We start from the raw sequence: 17866 nt of genomic DNA on the forward strand, positions 1-17866 counted from the left end.
TTTTTGCGCGCGTTTCCCACTCCCGTTCGGTCGCGGACCGGATCCGGGCCGGATCCGGGATTGTCGAAGCCCTGGTCTTTCTTCTAACGCCACCCTGACGAAGAGCGGTGCTTCGACAGGCTCAGCACGAACGGACAAGCAATGACCGACCTCGACCAGATGAAAACCGACCTGCTCGCCGCGATCGACGCGGCGGCGACGCTCGATGCGCTCGAAGCGGTGCGGGTGCAGGGCCTCGGCAAGCAGGGGAGCGTGACCGCGTTGCTCAAGACGCTCGGCGGCATGTCGCCCGACGAGCGGCAGGTGCAGGGGCCGCGCATCCAGGGGCTGCGCGAGGCGGTCACGACCGCGATCGCGACGCGCAAGGCTGCGCTCGACCGTGCCGAGCTCGACGCGCGGCTCGCCAGCGAAACACTCGACATGACGCTCCCCGCCGACGCCGCGCCGCATGGTTCGGTCCATCCGGTCAGTCAGGTGATGGACGAGCTCGCCGAGATCTTCGCCGATCTGGGCTTCGCCGTCGCGACCGGGCCCGAGATCGAGGACCAGTGGCACAATTTCACCGCGCTCAACATGCCCGAGAGCCATCCGGCGCGCGCGATGCACGACACGTTCTATCTCAACGCCGCCGAGGGTGAAGAGGCGAAGGTGCTGCGCACGCATACCTCGCCGGTGCAGATCCGCACGATGATGAGCCAGGAACCGCCGATCCGCATCATCGCGCCGGGCCGCGTCTATCGCTCGGACTGGGACGCGACGCACACGCCGATGTTCCACCAAATCGAGGGGCTGGTGATCGACAAGGGCATCACGCTCGGCCATCTCAAATGGACGCTCGAGACCTTCCTCAAGGCGTTTTTCGAGCGCGACGACATAGTGCTCCGCCTGCGCCCGAGCTACTTCCCCTTCACCGAACCGTCGGCCGAAGTCGATGTCGGCTATACCACGGTCAAGGGCCGCCGTACGCTCGGCGGTTCGGAAGGCTGGATGGAGCTGCTCGGCAGCGGGATGGTCCATCCCAAGGTGATCGAGGCGTGCGGGCTAGATCCCAAGGAGTGGCAGGGCTTCGCCTTCGGGGTCGGGGTCGATCGGCTGGCGATGCTCAAATACGGGATGGACGATCTGCGTCCCTTCTTCGAGGGCGATGCGCGCTGGTTGAAGCATTATGGTTTCTCGGCACTCGACGTGCCCACGCTGAGCCAGGGAGTCGGCGCATGAAGGTCACCCTCGACTGGCTCAAGCAGCATATCGAAACCGACGCGTCGCTCGACACGATCGTCGAGACGCTGACGCGGATCGGCCTCGAGGTCGAAGGCGTCGAGAATCCGGGTGCCACGCTTGCCGCGTTCAAGGTGGCCAAGGTGCTCAGCGCCGCGCCGCATCCGCAGGCGGACAAGTTGCAGGTGCTCTCGGTCGATGCCGGTGACGGCCCGCTCCAGGTCGTCTGCGGCGCGCCCAACGCGCGCGCCGGGATGCTCGGCGTGTTCGGCCCGTCAGGCGCGACGGTGCCGTCGAACGGCATGGTGTTGAAGGTCACCGCGATCCGCGGGGTCGAATCGAACGGCATGATGTGCTCGACGCGCGATCTCGAGCTCGGCGAGGACCATGACGGCATCATCGAGCTCCCCGCCGATGCGCCGATCGGCATGGCCTATCCCGATTATGCCGGGCTGAACGATCCGGTGATCGACATCAACGTGCTCCCCAACCGCCCCGATTGCATGAGCGTGCGCGGGATCGCGCTCGATCTGGTCGTCGCCGGGTTGGGGACGGCCAAGCCGTTGGCCTATGCCCCGGTCGAGGGCGCGGGCGAGGGCCCCGACGTGCGCACCGACGATGCGGCGGGCTGCCCCGCTTTCTTCGCCCAGAGCGTCAGCGGCCTCACCAATGGCGAGGCGCCCGAGTGGATGCGCCGCCGCCTCACCGCGATCGGCCAGCGGCCGATCTCGACGCTGGTCGACATCACCAATTACGTGATGTTCGATCTCGGGCGGCCGCTCCACGTCTATGACCGCGCCAAGCTCTCGGGCGGGCTCGTCGCGCGCAAGGCGGCGGCGGGCGAGCAGGTCGTCGCACTCAACGGCAAGACCTACAGCCTTGCCGAGACGATGACGGTGATCGCCGACGCGGCGCACGTCCACGACATCGGCGGCATCATGGGCGGCGAGGATTCGGGCGTTTCGGCCGAGACCACCGACGTCATCATCGAATGCGCCTATTTCGACCCCGAGAGCATCGCGCGCACCGGCCAGGCGCTGATGCTGACCTCCGACGCGCGCTCGCGCTTCGAGCGGGGCGTCGATCCGGCGTTCCTCGAGGAGGGGCTGGCGATCGCGACGCGGCTGGTGCTCGATCTGTGCGGCGGCGCCGCGAGCGCGCCGACCTATTCGGGTGCGCCGCCGCTCGAGCGCAAGCGGATCGCTTATGATCCGGCGCTCGCGGAAACGCTCGGCGGCCTCGCGGTTGCCGAGGATCGCCAGCGTGCGATCCTCACCGCGCTCGGCTTCACGGTCGAGGGCGACTGGACCGTGTTGCCGCCGCCGGCGCGGCGCGACGTCGATGGCCCCGCCGATCTGGTCGAGGAAATCATCCGCATCGAGGGGATCGATTCGGTCGCTCCCGTGCCGCTCCCGCGCGCGGCGGGCGTCGCCAAGCCGACCGCGACGCCCGAGCAGCGTCTCGAGAGCCGCGCGCGTCGCGCCGCCGCCGCGCGCGGGCTCAACGAGACGCTGACCTGGAGCTTCCTGTCGGACGCGCAGGCGAGTGCGATCGGTGGCGGCGCCTGGACGCTCGCCAATCCGATCAGCGAGGAACTGAAGGTCATGCGGCCGTCCCTGCTGCCCGGCCTGTTCTCGGCGGCCGAGCGCAACATGAAGCGCGGTGCGGCGGGCGTGCGACTGTTCGAGATCGGGCGTCGCTATTTGGCGGGTGGCGAGCATCCGACGCTTGGTGTCGTGCTTGCGGGCGAGAATCGCGCGCGCGGCTGGCAGGAGGGCAAGGCCAAGCCGTTCGACGCGTTCGACGCCAAGGCCGAGGCGCTCGCGCTGCTCGCCGCGATCGGGGCACCGGTCGAGAATCTGCAGGTGATGGGGGATGCCGGCGCGGCGTGGCATCCGGGGCAGTCGGGCACGCTGCGGCTCGGGCCGAAGACGGTGCTTGCGGCGTTTGGCATGGTCCATCCGTTGACCTTGCGGGCGTTCGATCTCGACGGGCCGGTGGCGGCGGTCGAGCTGTATCTCGACGCGCTTCCGGCGAAGCGCGCGACCGGCTTTGCGCGCGCGCCGTATGCGCCGCCGGCGTTGCAGGCGGTGCGGCGTGACTTCGCGTTTCTGGTACCCGAGGCGCTTGCCGCCGAAGCGCTGGTGCGCGCGGTCAAGGGCGCGGACAAGGCGAGCATCGTCGCGGCGCGGCTGTTCGATGTCTTCACCGGCACGGGCGTCGAGCCGGGGCATAAGAGCCTGGGTGTGGAAGTGACGCTCCAGCCGGGCGAGAAGAGCTTTGCCGAGGCCGATCTCAAGGCGATCGCCGACAAGGTGATTGGCGCGGCGGCTAAGCTGGGGGCAAGTTTGCGCGGCTGATTCCGACTACCGACCGTCACCCCGGCCTTGTGCCGGGGGCCACCGTCGTCCGAGTGCTTCGGGCTGCTGCGTTCGCGGCACGGTGGACCCCGGGACGAGCCCGGGGTGACGGTCAGGGGTTATCTCCTGTCTCATCAAGGATGCTGTCGATGCCTGAAGCTGCCCTGATCGAAATCGGCTCGGCCGACCTCACCGCCGCGATCAACCCATACGGCGCCGAACTCACGCATCTCCGCGACGCCGAGGGCCGCGAACTGATGACCGACGCCAACCCAGCGTTCTGGACCGGCCATGCGCCGATCCTGTTCCCGATCGTCGGCGCGCTCAACGGCGACACGCTGCGGCTCGATGGCGAAAGTTACACGATGGGCAAGCACGGCTTCGCCCGCCGCAGCACTTTTGCGGTGGTCGAGCACAGCGCGACTCGCGCGGTGTTCCTGCTCGAGGACAGCGCCGAGACGCTTGCGGTGTATCCGCGCAAGTTCGCGCTGCGGCTGACCTACGCGATCGAGGGCGCGACGCTGGCGATGACTGCCGAGATCGAGAATCGCGAGCGCGAGCGCACGCTGCCGGCAAGCTTCGGTTTCCACCCGGCGTTCGCGTGGCCGCTGCCGTACGGCGCGCCGCGCGCCGACCACCGTATCGTCTTTGCCGCCGATGAGCCCGAGGCGCTGCGTGCGCTCACCCCCGGCGGGTTGATCGTCGCGCAGCAGCGGCCCACGCCGCTCGAGGGGCGCACGCTCGCGCTGCGCGATGCCCTGTTCGAGCACGACGCGCTGATCTGGGACGCGGTGCGGTCGCAGAGCGTCCGCTATGGCGCGAAGACCGGCCCGCAGCTGCGCGTCGATTTTCCCGATACGCCGATGCTCGGCATTTGGACCAAGCCCGGCGCGGCGTACGTCTGCATCGAGCCGTGGCACGGCATCGCCGACCCCGCGGGCTTCACCGGCGATTTCACCGCCAAGCCCGGCGTGTTCGCGCTCGCACCCGGCGAAACGAAGACCATCGCGATGCACGTGACGCTGGAGCCGTAAAGCGCTATTGCCGCGCAGATGAATCACACGTCCGACCGCCGCACCTTCGCGATCATCTCCCACCCCGACGCCGGCAAGACCACGCTGACCGAAAAGCTGCTGCTGTTCGGCGGCGCGATCCATCTGGCGGGGGAAGTGAAAGCGCGCGGGCAGAACCGCCGTGCGCGCTCCGACTGGATGAAGATCGAGCAGCAGCGCGGCATCTCGGTCACCTCGTCGGTGATGACCTTCGAGCGGAACGGCCTGACCTTCAACTTGCTCGACACGCCGGGCCACGAGGACTTTTCGGAGGACACCTACCGCACGCTGACCGCGGTCGATTCGGCGGTGATGGTGATCGACGCCGCGCGCGGCATCGAGGCGCAGACGCGCAAACTGTTCGAGGTGTGCCGGCTGCGCTCGGTGCCGATCATCACCTTCGTCAACAAGGTCGATCGCGAGGGGCGCCCGCCGTTCGACCTGCTCGACGAGATTGCCGAGATGCTCCAACTCGATGTCACGCCGATGAGCTGGCCGGTCGGCATGGGCAGCGATTTCGAAGGCGTGTACGATCTCCACGCCAACAGCCTCAGCCAGCCCGAAGGGCCGAGCCGCGAGTTCATGGGCAAGGCGTTGAGCTTTACCGGGCTCGACGATCCCGCGCTCGCCAAGACGCTGAGCCCGGCGGGCCTGAAGCTGCTCCAGGACGAATCCGAACTCGCGCTCGGCGGCTATGGCGCGTTCGATGTCGAGGCGTATCGCGGCGGCGACCAGACGCCGGTCTATTTCGGATCGGCGCTCAAGGAATTCGGCGTTGCCGAGCTGATCGACGCGCTCGGCCGCCACGCGCCGGGCCCGCGGCCGCAGCCGGCCGAGCCCGCCGAGGTTTTGCCAGAACGTGCGGACGTCACCGGCTTCGTGTTCAAGGTCCAAGCGAACATGGACCCCAACCACCGCGATCGCATCGCGTTCATGCGGCTGTGCTCGGGCACCTTCAAGCGCGGCATGAAGCTGACGCCGACGGGCCACGGCAAGCCGATCGCGATCCACTCGCCGATCCTGTTCTTCGCACGCGAGCGCGAGCTCGCCGACGAGGCGTTTCCGGGCGACATCATCGGCATTCCCAACCACGGGACGCTGCGGGTGGGGGACACGCTGTCCGAGCGCGCCGATGTGCGCTTCACCGGGCTGCCGAACTTCGCACCCGAAATCCTGCGGCGTGTCGCGCTGAAGGATCCGACCAAGACCAAGCAGTTGCGCAAGGCGCTCGACGACATGGCCGAGGAGGGGGTGACGCAGGTCTTCTATCCCGAGATCGGGTCGAACTGGATCATCGGCGTGGTCGGGCAGCTCCAGCTCGAGGTGCTGCTCAGCCGGCTCGAGGCCGAGTATAAGGTCGATGCGGGGCTCGAGATGGCGCCGTACGACACCGCGCGCTGGGTGTCGGCCGCCGACCCGGCGGACCTCAAGGCGTTCATGGACCTCAACCGTACGGCGATGGCGAAGGATCGCGACAACAACCCGGTCTATCTGGCGAAGACGGCGTGGGACGTCGGCTATGTCGCCGACCGCTACCCCAAGGTGAAATTCGCGGCGACGCGCGAGCGTTAAGCGCGCTCGTCGACCCAGTCGCGGCGCAGCGAGGGGACCGCGAAGAGGACGAGGACGGCCGCCAGGACGTAGAAGCCGAGGCAGCCGACCGCGGCGTAGCGCAGCGATTCGACGCCGCTCGTGGCCTTGAGGTGATCCGACAGGCCACCCATCAGGATCGGCCCGACGCCGAGCCCGATCAGATTGTTGATGAACAGGAAGCTGCCCGACGCGGTCGCGCGCATCGGTGGCGGCACGAGGTGCTGGACCGCCGTCGCGACGGGCCCGAGCCACAAGATGTTGAGCGCGTTGGGGATCAGCAGCAACGGCCACGCCACCCACGGATTGGGCGCGAGCAGCCCGAGCGCGTACATCGGTGCGGTGATCGCCCAGGCGATCGCGGGGAGCCGGGCATACCAGCCGTGATCGCTCCGCCCGAGCCGGTCGGCGAGCCAGCCGCCCGCGAAGACGCCGCCGACACCGCCGATCAGCAGCAGCGATCCCATGAATTGCCCCGTCTCGATCAGGCTGAAATGGAAGCTGCGAATCAGCACCGAGGGCGCCCACAGCGCGAGGCCATAGCCGCACAGCGAGCTGAACGACGCCCCGAAGGCGAGCAGCCAGAAGGCGGGTTTGCGCGCGAGGATGGCGAACACCGCGCTCACCGGCACCGCATCCTGCGCGCTCACCACGGGCCGCGGCACGTCGCGCACCAGCCAGCGGAACAGCGGCGCGATCACGATCCCTGCCACGCCGACCGCGATGAACGCGGTCTGCCAATTGACCAGCGCGGCGATATAACCGCCGAGCAGCACCCCGCCCGCAAGCCCGATCGGAATGCCGAGCGAATAGACCGCGAGCGCACGCGCGCGGCGTTCGGGCGGGAAATAATCGGAGATCAGCGCATAAGACGGCGCGACCCCGCCCGCCTCGCCGACCCCGACGCCGAGCCGGTAGAAGAACAGTTGCCAATAGCCGGTCGCCGTCCCGCACAAAGCGGTGAAGCCGCTCCACACGATCAGCGACCACATCACCACGCCGCTGCGGCTGGTACGGTCTGCAAGGAAGGCGAGGGGGACGCCGAGCACCGAATAGAGGATCGCGAAGGCGAGCCCGCCGACCGCGCCGAACTGCGCGTCGCTCAGATGCAGGTCGGCCTTGATCGGCGTCGCCAGGATGCTGAGGATCTGGCGGTCGAGAAAGTTGAACGTGTAGACCACGAGCAACATCGCGAGGACGAGGCGCGCCCGGGCAGGCGAGGCAGGGCCCGAGGAAGGGCCCGGGGAAGGGGGGGCGGGCGCGGCGGTCATGGTCATATCCCCGAATCATCGCACCGGCCGCGTGCGCAAGGCAAGCGGCCGGTGCGGGATAGTCTGGCGGTCAGAAGCGCGCGGTGATCGTGCCGAACACTTGCCGCGGATTGCCGTAGAAGGCGGTGGCGATGCCTTCCTTGCCGAGCGTCGGCGTATAGCGCCCGGCAGCGTTGAGGATCGGCACCCCGGCGAGCGTCGAGCTGATATATTGGTAGCCCGACGTCTTGTAATGCTTGTCGGTGATGTTCTTGGCGTGGACGCCGATCGAATAGCGCCCCTTGCCGAAGGTGTAGGTCAGGTTCGCGTCCCACAGCGCATAGCCCGGCTGGTCGAGGAACGGGCTCGCGGTCTCGAACTGGTGCGTCAGGCTGCGATACGACAGCGTGGTCGAGGCGTTGATGCGGCCCGGGCCGGTCGGGATGTTGGTCGACAGCGTGCCCGAGGCGGTCCAGTCGGGGGTGTTCTGGAAGACGCGGACATTGGCGACGTCGGTGCCGGTCGGGCCGATGAAACGATCGTATTTGGCGTCGATATACCCGAGCGTTCCGGCGAGCGAGACGTTCGAGCCGGCGCCGGCGAAATCGCGCGCGAGCACGGCGTTCGATTCGAGCTCGATGCCCTTGATCGTCGCCTTGGCGGCGTTGGTGGTGATGCCGCAGAACGACTGCACCCCGCCGATGATGCAGCCGACCGAACCCGGCACCTGGACGTTGCTGTAGTTCGAATAGAAGCCGTCGAGCGCGAAGGTCAGACGCTTGTCGAACACCGAGCCCTTCCAGCCGATCTCGTAGCTCTTCACCACCTCGGGCTTGAACAGCAGGTAGTTGTAGATTTCCTGGTAGCTGCGCACGCCGTCCTGGTTGACGTCGGGCGCCGAGGTGCCCGAGCCGCGCGGATCGAACCCGCCGCCCTTGAAGCCTTCCGAATAGGACGCATAGAGCAAGTGGTCGGCGCTCGGCTTGAAGCTGAGCGAGGCGCGCGGGGTGAAGCGCTTGAACTTGGCGGTGCCGTTGAAATTGGTCGACGGCGCGCCGACGATCGTCGGATTGCCGCCGAATTCCGAGGTCAGGCCGAAATAGCTCGCCTTGAAGATGAACGACCGACGCTCGTCCCAGGTATAGCGCCCGCCGAGCGACAGGCTGAGCTTGGGCGTGAAATCATAGGTGAAGTCCCCGAAGATCGAGTGCGTCTCGGTCCGCACGTCGCCCGCGGTATAGGCGTCGAAATTGGCGAGCGTCGTCGAGAGCAGCACGTCGAACCCGGTCGAGGCCTTCGCGCCGAGATAGTAATAGCCGATCAGCCCGTTCAGCGTGTCGCTCTTGTAGGCCAGCTGGAATTCCTGGCTGGTCTGCTCGTTGCGATAGACCGCGGGCACATCGACATCGACCGCGGGGAGCGCGTCGAAATCGATCGGGGTGAACGAACGATCCTTGCGGAAGGCGCTGATGCTCTTGATGGTGAGGTGGTCGCTCAGTTCGCCGGTCGCGACCATCGACAGGCCGCCCGCCTGGATGTTCTGTTTCGGCGTGTTGAGCCCGGCGCGGGTGTCGAACGGGTTCGACTGAACGGGCGTGTTGGTCAGCAGGCTGGTGATGAGGCGCGAGCCGTTGCGCGCATTCGACTTGTCCTCGGTATAGTCGCCGGTCAGGCGCAGGCTCATCCGGCTGTCGGGCGATTCGAATTCGATCGTGCCGCGGCCTGCCCAGAGGTTCTTGTTGTAATTGTCGATGCCGAGGTTGGTGTTGCGCCCGAACCCGTCGCGCGTCAGCCGCGCGCCGGCCACGCCGACCTTGAACAGCGAACCGATCGGGGTCGACAGGCTGACGATGCCGTCGGCCTGGTTGTACGAGCCGTAGCTCGCCTTGAGGCTCGCCTCGGGGCTGTCGGGCAAGCGCTTGGTGACATATTTCACCGCGCCGCCGATCGTGTTGCGGCCGTAGAGCGTGCCCTGCGGGCCGCGCAGCACTTCGATCCGCTCGACGTCATAGATGTCGAGCACCGCCGCCTGCGGGCGGTTGAGATAGACGTCGTCGAGATAGATGCCGATCCCCGCCTCGAAGCCGGGGACGGGATCCTGCTGGCCGACGCCGCGGATGAAGGCGGCGAGCGTCGAGTTGGTGCCGCGCGCATTCTTGAGCGTGGTATTGGGCGTGACGTTCTGGATGTCGGTGAGATCGACCGCGCCGGTCTTCTCGAGCCGGTCAGCGGAGAAAGCGGTGACTGCGATCGGCACGTTGAGCAGCGTCTCCTCGCGGCGGCGCGCGGTGACGACGATCTCGCCCGACGCGGTCTCGTCGGCCTGCGGCTCGGCGGCGGGGGCAGGTGCAGGCGCGGTCTGGGCGGTGGCGGGGAGGGCGGTCGATCCCGCAAAGGCGGCGCCGGCAAAGAGCAAGGCGCGCACGGACTTCAGGCGTGTCATCAATCATCCCCTCCTGCGGCGCATCCAGATGGCCCGATATCGTCCGGGTTGTGCGCGCGTTACGAAGGCTATACTGAAACCTGAACCGGGTTTCAACTTGAGAAATGACAGGCACCATGGCGGACGCACCCGTCGCTCCGGCGACCAGCCCATCAGCCGCAAGTGAAGGCAAGGCGCCGCGCACCGAACGCGGGCGCAAGACGCTGCGCGCGATCCTCGACGCCGCGGCGGTCGAATTCGGCGAGCGCGGGTTTCACGACGCATCGGTCAGCGGGATCACGCGCCGCGCGGGCGTCGCGCTCGGGAGTTTCTACACCTATTTCGATTCGAAGGACGCGGTGTTCCGTGCGCTGGTGCGCGACATGTCGGATCAAGTGCGCGACCGAGTCGCGCCCGCGATTCGCGCCGCGCCCGACCAGATTGCGGCCGAGCGCGCTGGCTTACGCGAGTTCGTCGCCTTCGTGCGCGGGCACAAGGAGATCTACCGGATCATCGACGAGGCCGAGTTCGTCGATCCGGCGTCGTTCAAGCTGCATTATGCGACGACCGCCGAGCGGATCGCGGCACGGCTCAAGGCGGGCGCGGAGCGCGGCGAGATCCGTAGCGACGTGTCCGAGGTCCATGCCTGGGCGATCATGGGGATGAACGTGTTCCTCGGCCTGCGCTACGGCGTGTGGGAGGAGGATCTGACGCTCGACACGATCGCCGATACGGTTGCCGAGATGCTCGCGCGCGGGCTCGCGCCCTAGCGCGCGCTATCCGCGACGAGCGCTGCCGCAAGCGAATCGCGGACCGCGCGGACCGCATCGCCCGTTGCGCTCGCGGGGCTGTCGGGTACGGCTTCGGCGGTCTTGCGGCCACCTGCGAGCGCTTGTTGCACGCCGCGGATGGTGTAGCCGTCGCGGTTGAGCATCGTCGCGATCCGCTCGACGAGCGCGACATCCTCGGGGCGATAATAGCGGCGGTTGCCCGCGCGCTGGAGCGGGCGCAATTGCGGAAAGCGCGTTTCCCAGTAGCGCAGGATATGCTGCGGCAGCCCGGTATCGCGGGCGAGCTCGCCGATCGTGCGATAGGCACCTGCGGCCTTGTCGCCGGACGCCTTGTCGCCGGACGCCTTCTCTCCAGTCGCCTGTTCCCCGGCCCGCACGGGCGGCACCGTCATGCGATGGATCAGTCGGCTTCGACGATGCGGTCGCGCATCATCTGGCTGGCGCGGAAGGTCAGCACGCGGCGCGGCGCGATCGGCACTTCAATGCCCGTCTTGGGGTTGCGGCCGATGCGTTCACCCTTGTCGCGCAGCACGAAGGTGCCAAAGCCCGAAATCTTGACATTGTCGCCCTGAGCGAGCGCGCTGCACATGTGATGCAGGATCTGCTCGACCATCTTCGATGAATCGGTACGCGAGAGGCCGACATTGTGATGCAGTGCTTCGGCCAGATCGGCGCGCGTCAAGGTTCCCGCAGCTTCCATCGAAACGTTCCCACAAAAACACCAAGACCCTTACGCTATCATAACAAAGCAGGTGGGAAAAGGTCTTTGCCCCCGATGTTTAACAATTATCAGAACCGAACGACCGCTGCCCCCCAGGTAAAACCGCCGCCCATCGCCTCGAGGACGATCACGTCACCTTGCGCAATTCGTCCGTCCTTGACTGCGGTGTCGAGCGCGAGCGGTACGGACGCTGCCGAAGTGTTGGCATGCTGATCGACCGTCACGATGACCTTCTCCGGCGCGAGATGAAGCTTGCGTGCCGTAGCGTCGAGGATGCGCGCATTGGCCTGATGCGGCACGACCCAATCGACGTCGGCGGCGGTCAGCCCGGCGCGCTCGAGCGTCTCGGTCATCACCGAGGCGAGGTTGACGACGGCGTGGCGGAACACCTCGCGGCCCTTCATCCGGACCTTGCCGACCGTTCCGGTCGTGGAGGGACCGCCATCGACATAGAGCATCTCGTTGTGGCGGCCATCGGCGTGCAGCCGCATCGCGAGGATGCCGCGCCCTTCGTTCCCGGTGTCGCCATTTTCCTGCGCCTCGAGCACCACCGCGCCGGCGCCATCGCCGAACAGTACGCACGTCGCGCGGTCTTCCCAGTCGAGGATCCGGCTGAAGGTTTCCGCGCCGATCACCAGCGCGCGCTTGGCAGCGCCGCTGCGCAGCATGCTGTCGGCGACCTGGAGCGCGTAAAGGAAGCCCGAGCAGACCGCCGCCACGTCGAAGGCGACGCAATCGTCGATCCCGAGCATCGCCTGCACCTTGGTGGCGCTCGACGGGAAGGTCTGGTCGGGGGTCGCCGTCGCGAGCACGATCAGGTCGATCTCGTGTGCCGAGATCCCGGCCGCGCCGAGCGCTGCACGGCACGCGTCGGCGGCGAGCGTTGCCGTCGTCTCGTCAGGCCCGGCGATGTGGCGGAAGCGGATGCCGGTGCGCTCGACGATCCATTCGTCCGAAGTGTCGACGGTTTCGGCCAGTTCGGCATTGGAGACGCGGCGCGCTGGCAGCGCCGATCCGGTCCCGATGATGACGCTACGCACTGACATAGGGGGCATTACGCTGCCTTTTTCTCGAAATCGCCTAGATCCTCGGCGATGCGCCGGGTCAGATCGTCGCGTACCATTTTCGCCGCCGCCGCGATCGCGGTGCACACGCCGATCTCGTTGGCGCCGCCATGGCTCTTTACCACCAACCCATTGAGCCCGAGAAACACGGCACCATTATGGTTGTTCGGGTCGAGATGATGGCGCAGCAATTCGGTCGCCGGGCGCGAGATCAGGAAACCGATCTTCGAGCGTGTCGACGAACGGAACGCGCGCTTGAGCAGATCGGCGACGAAGCGCGCGGTCCCCTCGGCGGTCTTGAGCGCGATATTGCCCGAGAAACCGTCGCACACGATCACGTCGACATCGCCGCGCGAGAGCTTGTCGCCCTCGATAAAGCCGGTGAAATCGAGCGGGAGGTGCGTCGCGGCGCGCAAGGCGGTCGCGGCGTCGCGAATCGTCTCGGTCCCCTTCTGGTCCTCGCTGCCGATGTTGAGCAGCGCGACGCGTGGGCGTGCGAGGTCGAGCGTGGTGCGGGCGTACGCCGCGCCCATCACCGCGAACTGGATGAGATTGCGCGAATCGCACTCGGTATTGGCGCCGAGATCGAGCACGACGGTGTCGTTGGCACCGAGCGAGGGCATCAGCCCAGCGAGCGCGGGGCGGTCGATCCCGGGGATCATCCGCAGCGACAGCTTCGACATCGCCATCAGCGCGCCGGTATTGCCGCTCGACACGCACGCGGCGGCACGGCCCTGCTTGACCATGTCGATCGCGATTCCCATCGACGTGGTCTTGGCACGGCGCAGCGCCTGGCTCGGCTTCTCAGCCGAGCCGATCACGTCGGATGCATGGACGATCTCGGAATGCGCGCTGAGGTTGGGGTGATCCTTCAGCCCAGCCGCGATCGCGCTTTCGTCACCGACGAGAATGAAGCGCATGTCCTCGAACCGGCGGCGCGCACGCGCAACGCCGGCGAGCATCACCGCCAGGCCTTCATCGCCGCCCATCGCATCGATTGCGATCCGGGAGCTGTTCGTCACGCTGGTCGCTCCCTGTTCAACTAGACGGGCGATGCGTCGAATCAGCCTTCGACCGAGAGAATCTCGCGGCCGTTATAGTGTCCGCACGACGGGCACAGATTGTGCGGGCGCTTCAGTTCGCCGCAGTTCGGGCATTCCTGGAACGACGCAACCGTCAGCGAATCGTGGCTGCGACGCATGCCGCGCTTGGACGGCGTGGTTTTTCTTTTGGGGACGGCCATTTTGGCGAAACCTTATACGTGTCTGACAGGTGCGATACGCCCGGTCCGGGCTCTTACGCAACCAACGCCTGAGGCTGGCCGCGCGAGCGGCACCGATGCCAGACAGATCGCGAAGATCGCGGCCTATAGCGATTCCCCACGGCGTTGCAAGCTTGTGCATGGGGTGCCAGGGTCTCCGCCGAGATGGTTTAGTGACTTTTGGGGGTATCGATGGGACCAATTCTTTTGCCGATCGCACTGGTAAGCGCCGGCGCCGCGGCGATTCTCAACCTGTGGCTGGCGATGCGCACCGGGGCGATTCGCCGCCAGACCAAGGTCAGCATCGGCGATGGCGGAAACGAGGCGCTGATTCGCCGGATGCGCGCGCACGCCAATTTCATCGAATCGGCGCCGTTCATCCTCATCCTGATCGCGCTGATCGAATTCACCAACGGCACGAGCCTGTGGCTGTGGGTGGCAAGCGTGCTGTTCGTGCTCGCCCGCGTGGCGCATGCGCTCGGCATGGACGGGATGCGGCTCGGGCGCGAGCTGGGCACGCTGGTGACCTTCGCCTTGCTGCTCGGGCTCGGCGGGTACGCCGTGACGCTGCCGTTCGTGGCGCCTGCGATGCATGGCGTGCCGGCGGTCAGCGCGGTGCCAGCGGGGTAAGCCGCGGCCTAGCGTCGCGGTACGGGATGTACGCAGCAGCATCCTCACCGGATGTTTACCGATGTTCGTGCATTGCGGTGCCCTCACCCGGGGGGATCCGACCACGATGACCGAAATGCCGAGCGCACATGCCTTCGCGCCCAACGCCGTAACCGCGACAGCGCCTTGTATCGGCATGGTGTTCGAAATCGCCGGGTCGAGCAGCCTGGTGATGCTCGATGCGCTGGCGCTCGACGCGACGGTGGGCAGTGCCGATCCGGTGATTGCCACCGCCGGGTCGGTCGGCAGCCAGATCAAGATGCGCGTCGGCGGGACGTGGCTGATCGCCAATATCCGCTCGCTCAAGCTGATCGACGGGCATGACGACCGGATCGCCGCGACGGTCGACTTCCTCGGCGAGGGCGACGAGGAGAAGCTCACCGGCAAGCTCTACAAGTTCCGCCGCGGCGTGACGCGCTATCCGACTCCGGGCTGCGCGGTATACCCGGTCTCGACCACCGACCTGCGACAGATCTATTCGGCCGACGACCGCGCGAATATCGAGATCGGCACGGTCTATCCGACCAAGGACATCCGCGCCGCGCTCTATGTCGATGCGATGCTCGGCAAGCATTTCGCGCTGCTCGGCAGCACCGGCACGGGCAAGTCGACCAGCGCCGCGCTGATCCTCCACCGCATCTGCGAGCTCAGCCCGCAGGGGCATATCGTGATGATCGATCCGCACGGCGAATATGCCGCGGCGTTCAAGGGCAATGGCGCGATCTACGACGTGTCGAATCTGCAAATGCCGTATTGGCTGATGAACTTCGAGGAACATTGCGAGGTGTTCGTCACCTCGTCGGGGTCGGAGAAGCAGATCGACGCCGACATCCTCGCCAAATGCCTGCTGATGGCGCGCGCCAAGGGGCGGCTGGGCCAGGAGATCGGCAAGCTGACGGTCGATGCCCCGGTGCCGTATCTGTTGAGCGACCTGACCAATCTGATCGGCCTCGAAATGGGCAAGATGGACCGCGCGGGCGATACCGCGCCGTATCTGCGGCTGCGCACCAAGATCGACGAGATCAAGGCCGATCCGCGCTACGGCTTCATGTTCTCCGGCATGCTCGTCGCCGATACGATGGCGGGGTTCATCGAACGCGTGTTCCGCTTGCCGGGCGACGGCAAGCCGATTTCGATCATCGACGTGTCGGGCGTGCCGAGCGAGATCACCTCGGTGGTGGTCGCGGTGCTCAGCCGGATGGTGTTCGATTTCGCGATCTGGTCGCGCGGCGAGCCGCAGCGGCCGATCCTGCTCGTCTGCGAGGAAGCGCATCGCTACATCCCCGCCGGCAATGGCGACGGATCGAGCGTCGGGCGGATCCTCTCGCGAATCGCCAAGGAGGGGCGCAAATACGGCGTCTCGCTCGGACTGATCACGCAGCGGCCGTCGGATCTGGCCGAGGGTGTGCTCTCGCAATGCGGTACGATCATCGCGATGCGGCTCAACAACGATCGCGACCAGGCGTTCGTCCGCGCGGCGATGCCCGAGGGCGCGCGCGGCTTCCTCGATTCGATCCCGGCCTTGCGCAACCGCGAGTGCATCATCTGCGGCGAGGGCGTCGCGATCCCGATCCGCGTCTCGTTCGATTCGCTTGCCGACGACAAGCGCCCGGCGTCGGACGATCCGCTCTTCTCGCAATTGTGGCGCCAGACCGGCGGCGAAGGCGAGATCATCGCGCGGACCTTGAAGCGCTGGCGCGCGCAGGGGCGGTAAGCGGCTGCGTCATGCCGGACGTGATCCGGCATCCAGGCGTGCGATCGGTGTTACAGGGCCCGGCTGGCGGCTCGTACGGACCCCGGATCGAATCCGGGTGACGCGGCTTACGCGCCCGGTTTGACCGCGAGCAGGCTTGCGACCTTCGCCTTGAACGCGCGCAATTGCTCGCCCGACAGCGTCGCGACGCTCGAGAAGGAGAAGCCGCGCGGATTGACCGCGACGCCGCCGCGCAGCACTTCCCAGTGGAGATGCGGGCCGGTCGACATGCCGCTATTGCCCGAATAGCCGATCACCTCGCCGCGCGACACATGCTGCCCGGGGCGCGTCGCGAAGCGGCTGAGATGGCCGTAATGCGTCTCGATCCCGCCGCCATGCGACAGCTTGATGAAATTGCCATACCCGCCGCTGCGCCCGGCAAAGGTGATCGTGCCGTCGGCAGGGGCATGGATCGGCGTGCCCCACGCGGTGCCGATGTCGATGCCCTTGTGCATCCGCGTGAAGCCGAGCAGCGGGTGGAAGCGCATGCCAAAGCTCGAGGTGATCCGCGCCATCGATACCGGCATCGTGAACATGCCCTGCCGCTCGGACTGGCCGCTCGCTTCGTACCAGGTGCCGTCGGTCCATTGCACGAGCTGCGTCTTGGCGGCGCCGTGATCGAGCCCGGCGAACAGCAGATTGCCGAGCTGCGTTTCGCCCGTCGCGGCACGCTTGCGCTCGATCACCAGGTCGTACGAATCGTCGCGCCCGACGCGGCCGATCGCGAACTTGCTCGCGATCGCCTTGATGTACGTCTCGACCAGCTTGACGGGAACGCCGGCGGCGCGCGCCGAGCGGTACAGGCTGCTGCCGACCGGGCCCTGGATGCGCAGCGGGGTCGTGTCGATCGCGATCGATTGCTTGGTCAGCACGAGCTGGTCGCCGACGCGCTTGAGCGTCAGCTGCTCGTCGAAGCGGGCGCGCAAGGCGAGCGCCTCGAGCGGGCGTGCGACGCTGCGATTGGGGCGGCGGCCGAGCGTCATCGGGACTTGCGTGCCGGGTTTCAGATCGCCGAGCGGGACCGAGCTCGCGATCAGCGCGACGGCGTTTTGCGCATCGCGTTCGGATACGCCGGCGCGCTGGAGCATGTCGCCGAAACTGTCACCCTGGCCGACGGTCGCGGTGCGGTCCTCGACCGGGCGTTCGGGGGCTTCGGCAAGCGGGACGACCAGGTCGTTCGACGCCATGTGCCGCCCGCTGTTCGCGCCGAGCGCGAGCGGCAGGATCGCTTGCGCGCGGGCTTCGTCACGGTCGGCGCCGGTCAGCGGAGCGGGGATCGCGCCCAGGATCGGGCGAGTGATCGGCGGGGCGATCACGATCGCGGTGGCGCACAGAGCGGCGCAGGTCGCCGCACCGCGCCACCAGTCGAGCGAGCCGATCCGCGATCCGAGATCGGGAACCCAATCGATGTGCAATGCGGCGGCGCGCAGCTTTTCGACGCGGGTGAGCTCGGCATTGGGCACGAGCGCGCGACCAAAGGAAATGGCGGCGGTGCCGCCAGCCTGGTCGAGCCCATGATCGTTACGCAAGAACAAGGATTCGCGCCCCCGAAAAATCGATACACGCTGCTCGTTCCGCCCCGCAGCATGGAGCCAAATGACTGTGGTGCCAAAACCCTAAAGTCAAATTAACCCCGCCCTTGGAAAGCGCGCAGAACGCCGATGCGTTGCCGCGCTGCGACGAGATGGAGAAACGCTGTGTTGGGCAGGGCTTTA

At 67.0% G+C, this 17866-nt stretch carries 15 protein-coding genes; 7 read left to right on the forward strand and 8 right to left on the reverse strand.

Annotated features, from left to right (window positions below):
• Positions 1-141 precede the first annotated feature (141 nt).
• From pheS to ACP7C5_RS16815, 4 genes are all read left to right on the forward strand, one after another.
• Positions 142-1218 (forward strand): phenylalanine--tRNA ligase subunit alpha, encoded by a 1077-nt coding sequence (pheS, locus tag ACP7C5_RS16800; protein ID WP_426265114.1) that lies wholly within the window; start codon positions 142-144, stop codon positions 1216-1218.
• Entirely contained in the window at positions 1215-3578 is a 2364-nt protein-coding gene (gene pheT, locus ACP7C5_RS16805) for a phenylalanine--tRNA ligase subunit beta (RefSeq protein ID WP_426265115.1), read from the forward strand. The genes pheS and pheT overlap by 4 nt, the downstream gene beginning before the upstream one ends.
• Positions 3579-3727: 149 nt before the next feature.
• Positions 3728-4612 carry an aldose 1-epimerase family protein gene (locus ACP7C5_RS16810; RefSeq protein WP_426265116.1) on the forward strand — a complete coding sequence of 295 codons (885 nt, stop codon included), beginning with the start codon at positions 3728-3730 and terminating at the stop codon, positions 4610-4612.
• 18 nt (positions 4613-4630) lie between these two features.
• Complete coding sequence (locus ACP7C5_RS16815; RefSeq protein WP_133191086.1) at positions 4631-6202, forward strand: peptide chain release factor 3; 1572 nt, start codon at positions 4631-4633, stop codon at positions 6200-6202.
• Here the strand turns inward: ACP7C5_RS16815 and ACP7C5_RS16820 are convergent.
• On the reverse strand, positions 6199-7491 hold the full coding sequence (locus ACP7C5_RS16820; RefSeq protein ID WP_426265117.1) for a spinster family MFS transporter: 1293 nt from the start codon (positions 7489-7491) through the stop codon (positions 6199-6201). The two genes, ACP7C5_RS16815 and ACP7C5_RS16820, sit on opposite strands and share 4 nt — an antisense overlap.
• A 70-nt stretch (positions 7492-7561) precedes the next feature.
• On the reverse strand, positions 7562-9913 hold the full coding sequence (locus tag ACP7C5_RS16825; protein ID WP_426265217.1) for a TonB-dependent receptor: 2352 nt from the start codon (positions 9911-9913) through the stop codon (positions 7562-7564).
• A gap of 116 nt (positions 9914-10029) precedes the next feature.
• Between ACP7C5_RS16825 and ACP7C5_RS16830 the strand changes: the two genes are divergently transcribed.
• Complete coding sequence (locus ACP7C5_RS16830) at positions 10030-10662, forward strand: TetR/AcrR family transcriptional regulator (protein ID WP_133191080.1); 633 nt, start codon at positions 10030-10032, stop codon at positions 10660-10662.
• Here ACP7C5_RS16830 and ACP7C5_RS16835 read toward each other — a convergent pair.
• From ACP7C5_RS16835 to rpmF, 5 genes are all read right to left on the reverse strand, one after another.
• Entirely contained in the window at positions 10659-11075 is a 417-nt protein-coding gene (locus ACP7C5_RS16835; RefSeq protein WP_426265118.1) for a MerR family transcriptional regulator, read from the reverse strand. The genes ACP7C5_RS16830 and ACP7C5_RS16835 overlap by 4 nt on opposite strands.
• Positions 11076-11083: 8 nt before the next feature.
• Positions 11084-11383 (reverse strand): integration host factor subunit alpha, encoded by a 300-nt coding sequence (locus ACP7C5_RS16840; RefSeq protein ID WP_133191076.1) that lies wholly within the window; start codon positions 11381-11383, stop codon positions 11084-11086.
• 89 nt (positions 11384-11472) lie between these two features.
• On the reverse strand, positions 11473-12450 hold the full coding sequence (locus tag ACP7C5_RS16845) for a beta-ketoacyl-ACP synthase III (protein ID WP_133191074.1): 978 nt from the start codon (positions 12448-12450) through the stop codon (positions 11473-11475).
• 8 nt (positions 12451-12458) lie between these two features.
• Complete coding sequence (gene plsX / locus ACP7C5_RS16850) at positions 12459-13490, reverse strand: phosphate acyltransferase PlsX (protein ID WP_133191072.1); 1032 nt, start codon at positions 13488-13490, stop codon at positions 12459-12461.
• A 41-nt stretch (positions 13491-13531) separates the two neighbouring features.
• Positions 13532-13711 carry a 50S ribosomal protein L32 gene (gene rpmF, locus ACP7C5_RS16855; protein WP_010184208.1) on the reverse strand — a complete coding sequence of 60 codons (180 nt, stop codon included), beginning with the start codon at positions 13709-13711 and terminating at the stop codon, positions 13532-13534.
• 210 nt (positions 13712-13921) lie between these two features.
• Between rpmF and ACP7C5_RS16860 the strand changes: the two genes are divergently transcribed.
• Complete coding sequence (locus tag ACP7C5_RS16860) at positions 13922-14359, forward strand: MAPEG family protein (protein WP_165954539.1); 438 nt, start codon at positions 13922-13924, stop codon at positions 14357-14359.
• 106 nt (positions 14360-14465) lie between these two features.
• Positions 14466-16112 carry an ATP-binding protein gene (locus ACP7C5_RS16865; protein ID WP_133191070.1) on the forward strand — a complete coding sequence of 549 codons (1647 nt, stop codon included), beginning with the start codon at positions 14466-14468 and terminating at the stop codon, positions 16110-16112.
• Positions 16113-16219: 107 nt separating this feature from the next.
• Here the strand turns inward: ACP7C5_RS16865 and ACP7C5_RS16870 are convergent, their stop codons facing one another.
• The gene (locus tag ACP7C5_RS16870; protein WP_426265119.1) at positions 16220-17686 is read right to left on the reverse strand and encodes a peptidoglycan DD-metalloendopeptidase family protein; all 1467 of its coding nucleotides are present in this window, start codon (positions 17684-17686) and stop codon (positions 16220-16222) included.
• Positions 17687-17866 lie beyond the last annotated feature (180 nt).

The organism is Sphingomonas sp. PWP1-2 (assembly GCF_049898305.1).
Taxonomy (GTDB): Bacteria; Pseudomonadota; Alphaproteobacteria; order Sphingomonadales; family Sphingomonadaceae; genus Sphingomonas; species Sphingomonas glacialis.

Excerpts from the sequence above, each read along its gene's own strand:
- pheS (WP_426265114.1), top strand. The coding sequence starts at position 142 with ATGACCGACCTCGACCAGATGAAAACCGACCTGCTCGCCGCGATCGAC.
- pheT (WP_426265115.1), top strand. The coding sequence starts at position 1,215 with ATGAAGGTCACCCTCGACTGGCTCAAGCAGCATATCGAAACCGACGCG.
- ACP7C5_RS16810 (WP_426265116.1), top strand. The coding sequence starts at position 3,728 with ATGCCTGAAGCTGCCCTGATCGAAATCGGCTCGGCCGACCTCACCGCC.
- ACP7C5_RS16815 (WP_133191086.1), top strand. The coding sequence starts at position 4,631 with ATGAATCACACGTCCGACCGCCGCACCTTCGCGATCATCTCCCACCCC.
- ACP7C5_RS16820 (WP_426265117.1), bottom strand. The coding sequence starts at position 7,491 with ATGACCGCCGCGCCCGCCCCCCCTTCCCCGGGCCCTTCCTCGGGCCCT.
- ACP7C5_RS16825 (WP_426265217.1), bottom strand. The coding sequence starts at position 9,913 with ATGACACGCCTGAAGTCCGTGCGCGCCTTGCTCTTTGCCGGCGCCGCC.
- ACP7C5_RS16830 (WP_133191080.1), top strand. The coding sequence starts at position 10,030 with ATGGCGGACGCACCCGTCGCTCCGGCGACCAGCCCATCAGCCGCAAGT.
- ACP7C5_RS16835 (WP_426265118.1), bottom strand. The coding sequence starts at position 11,075 with ATGACGGTGCCGCCCGTGCGGGCCGGGGAACAGGCGACTGGAGAGAAG.
- ACP7C5_RS16840 (WP_133191076.1), bottom strand. The coding sequence starts at position 11,383 with ATGGAAGCTGCGGGAACCTTGACGCGCGCCGATCTGGCCGAAGCACTG.
- ACP7C5_RS16845 (WP_133191074.1), bottom strand. The coding sequence starts at position 12,450 with ATGTCAGTGCGTAGCGTCATCATCGGGACCGGATCGGCGCTGCCAGCG.
- rpmF (WP_010184208.1), bottom strand. The coding sequence starts at position 13,711 with ATGGCCGTCCCCAAAAGAAAAACCACGCCGTCCAAGCGCGGCATGCGT.
- ACP7C5_RS16860 (WP_165954539.1), top strand. The coding sequence starts at position 13,922 with ATGGGACCAATTCTTTTGCCGATCGCACTGGTAAGCGCCGGCGCCGCG.
- ACP7C5_RS16865 (WP_133191070.1), top strand. The coding sequence starts at position 14,466 with ATGACCGAAATGCCGAGCGCACATGCCTTCGCGCCCAACGCCGTAACC.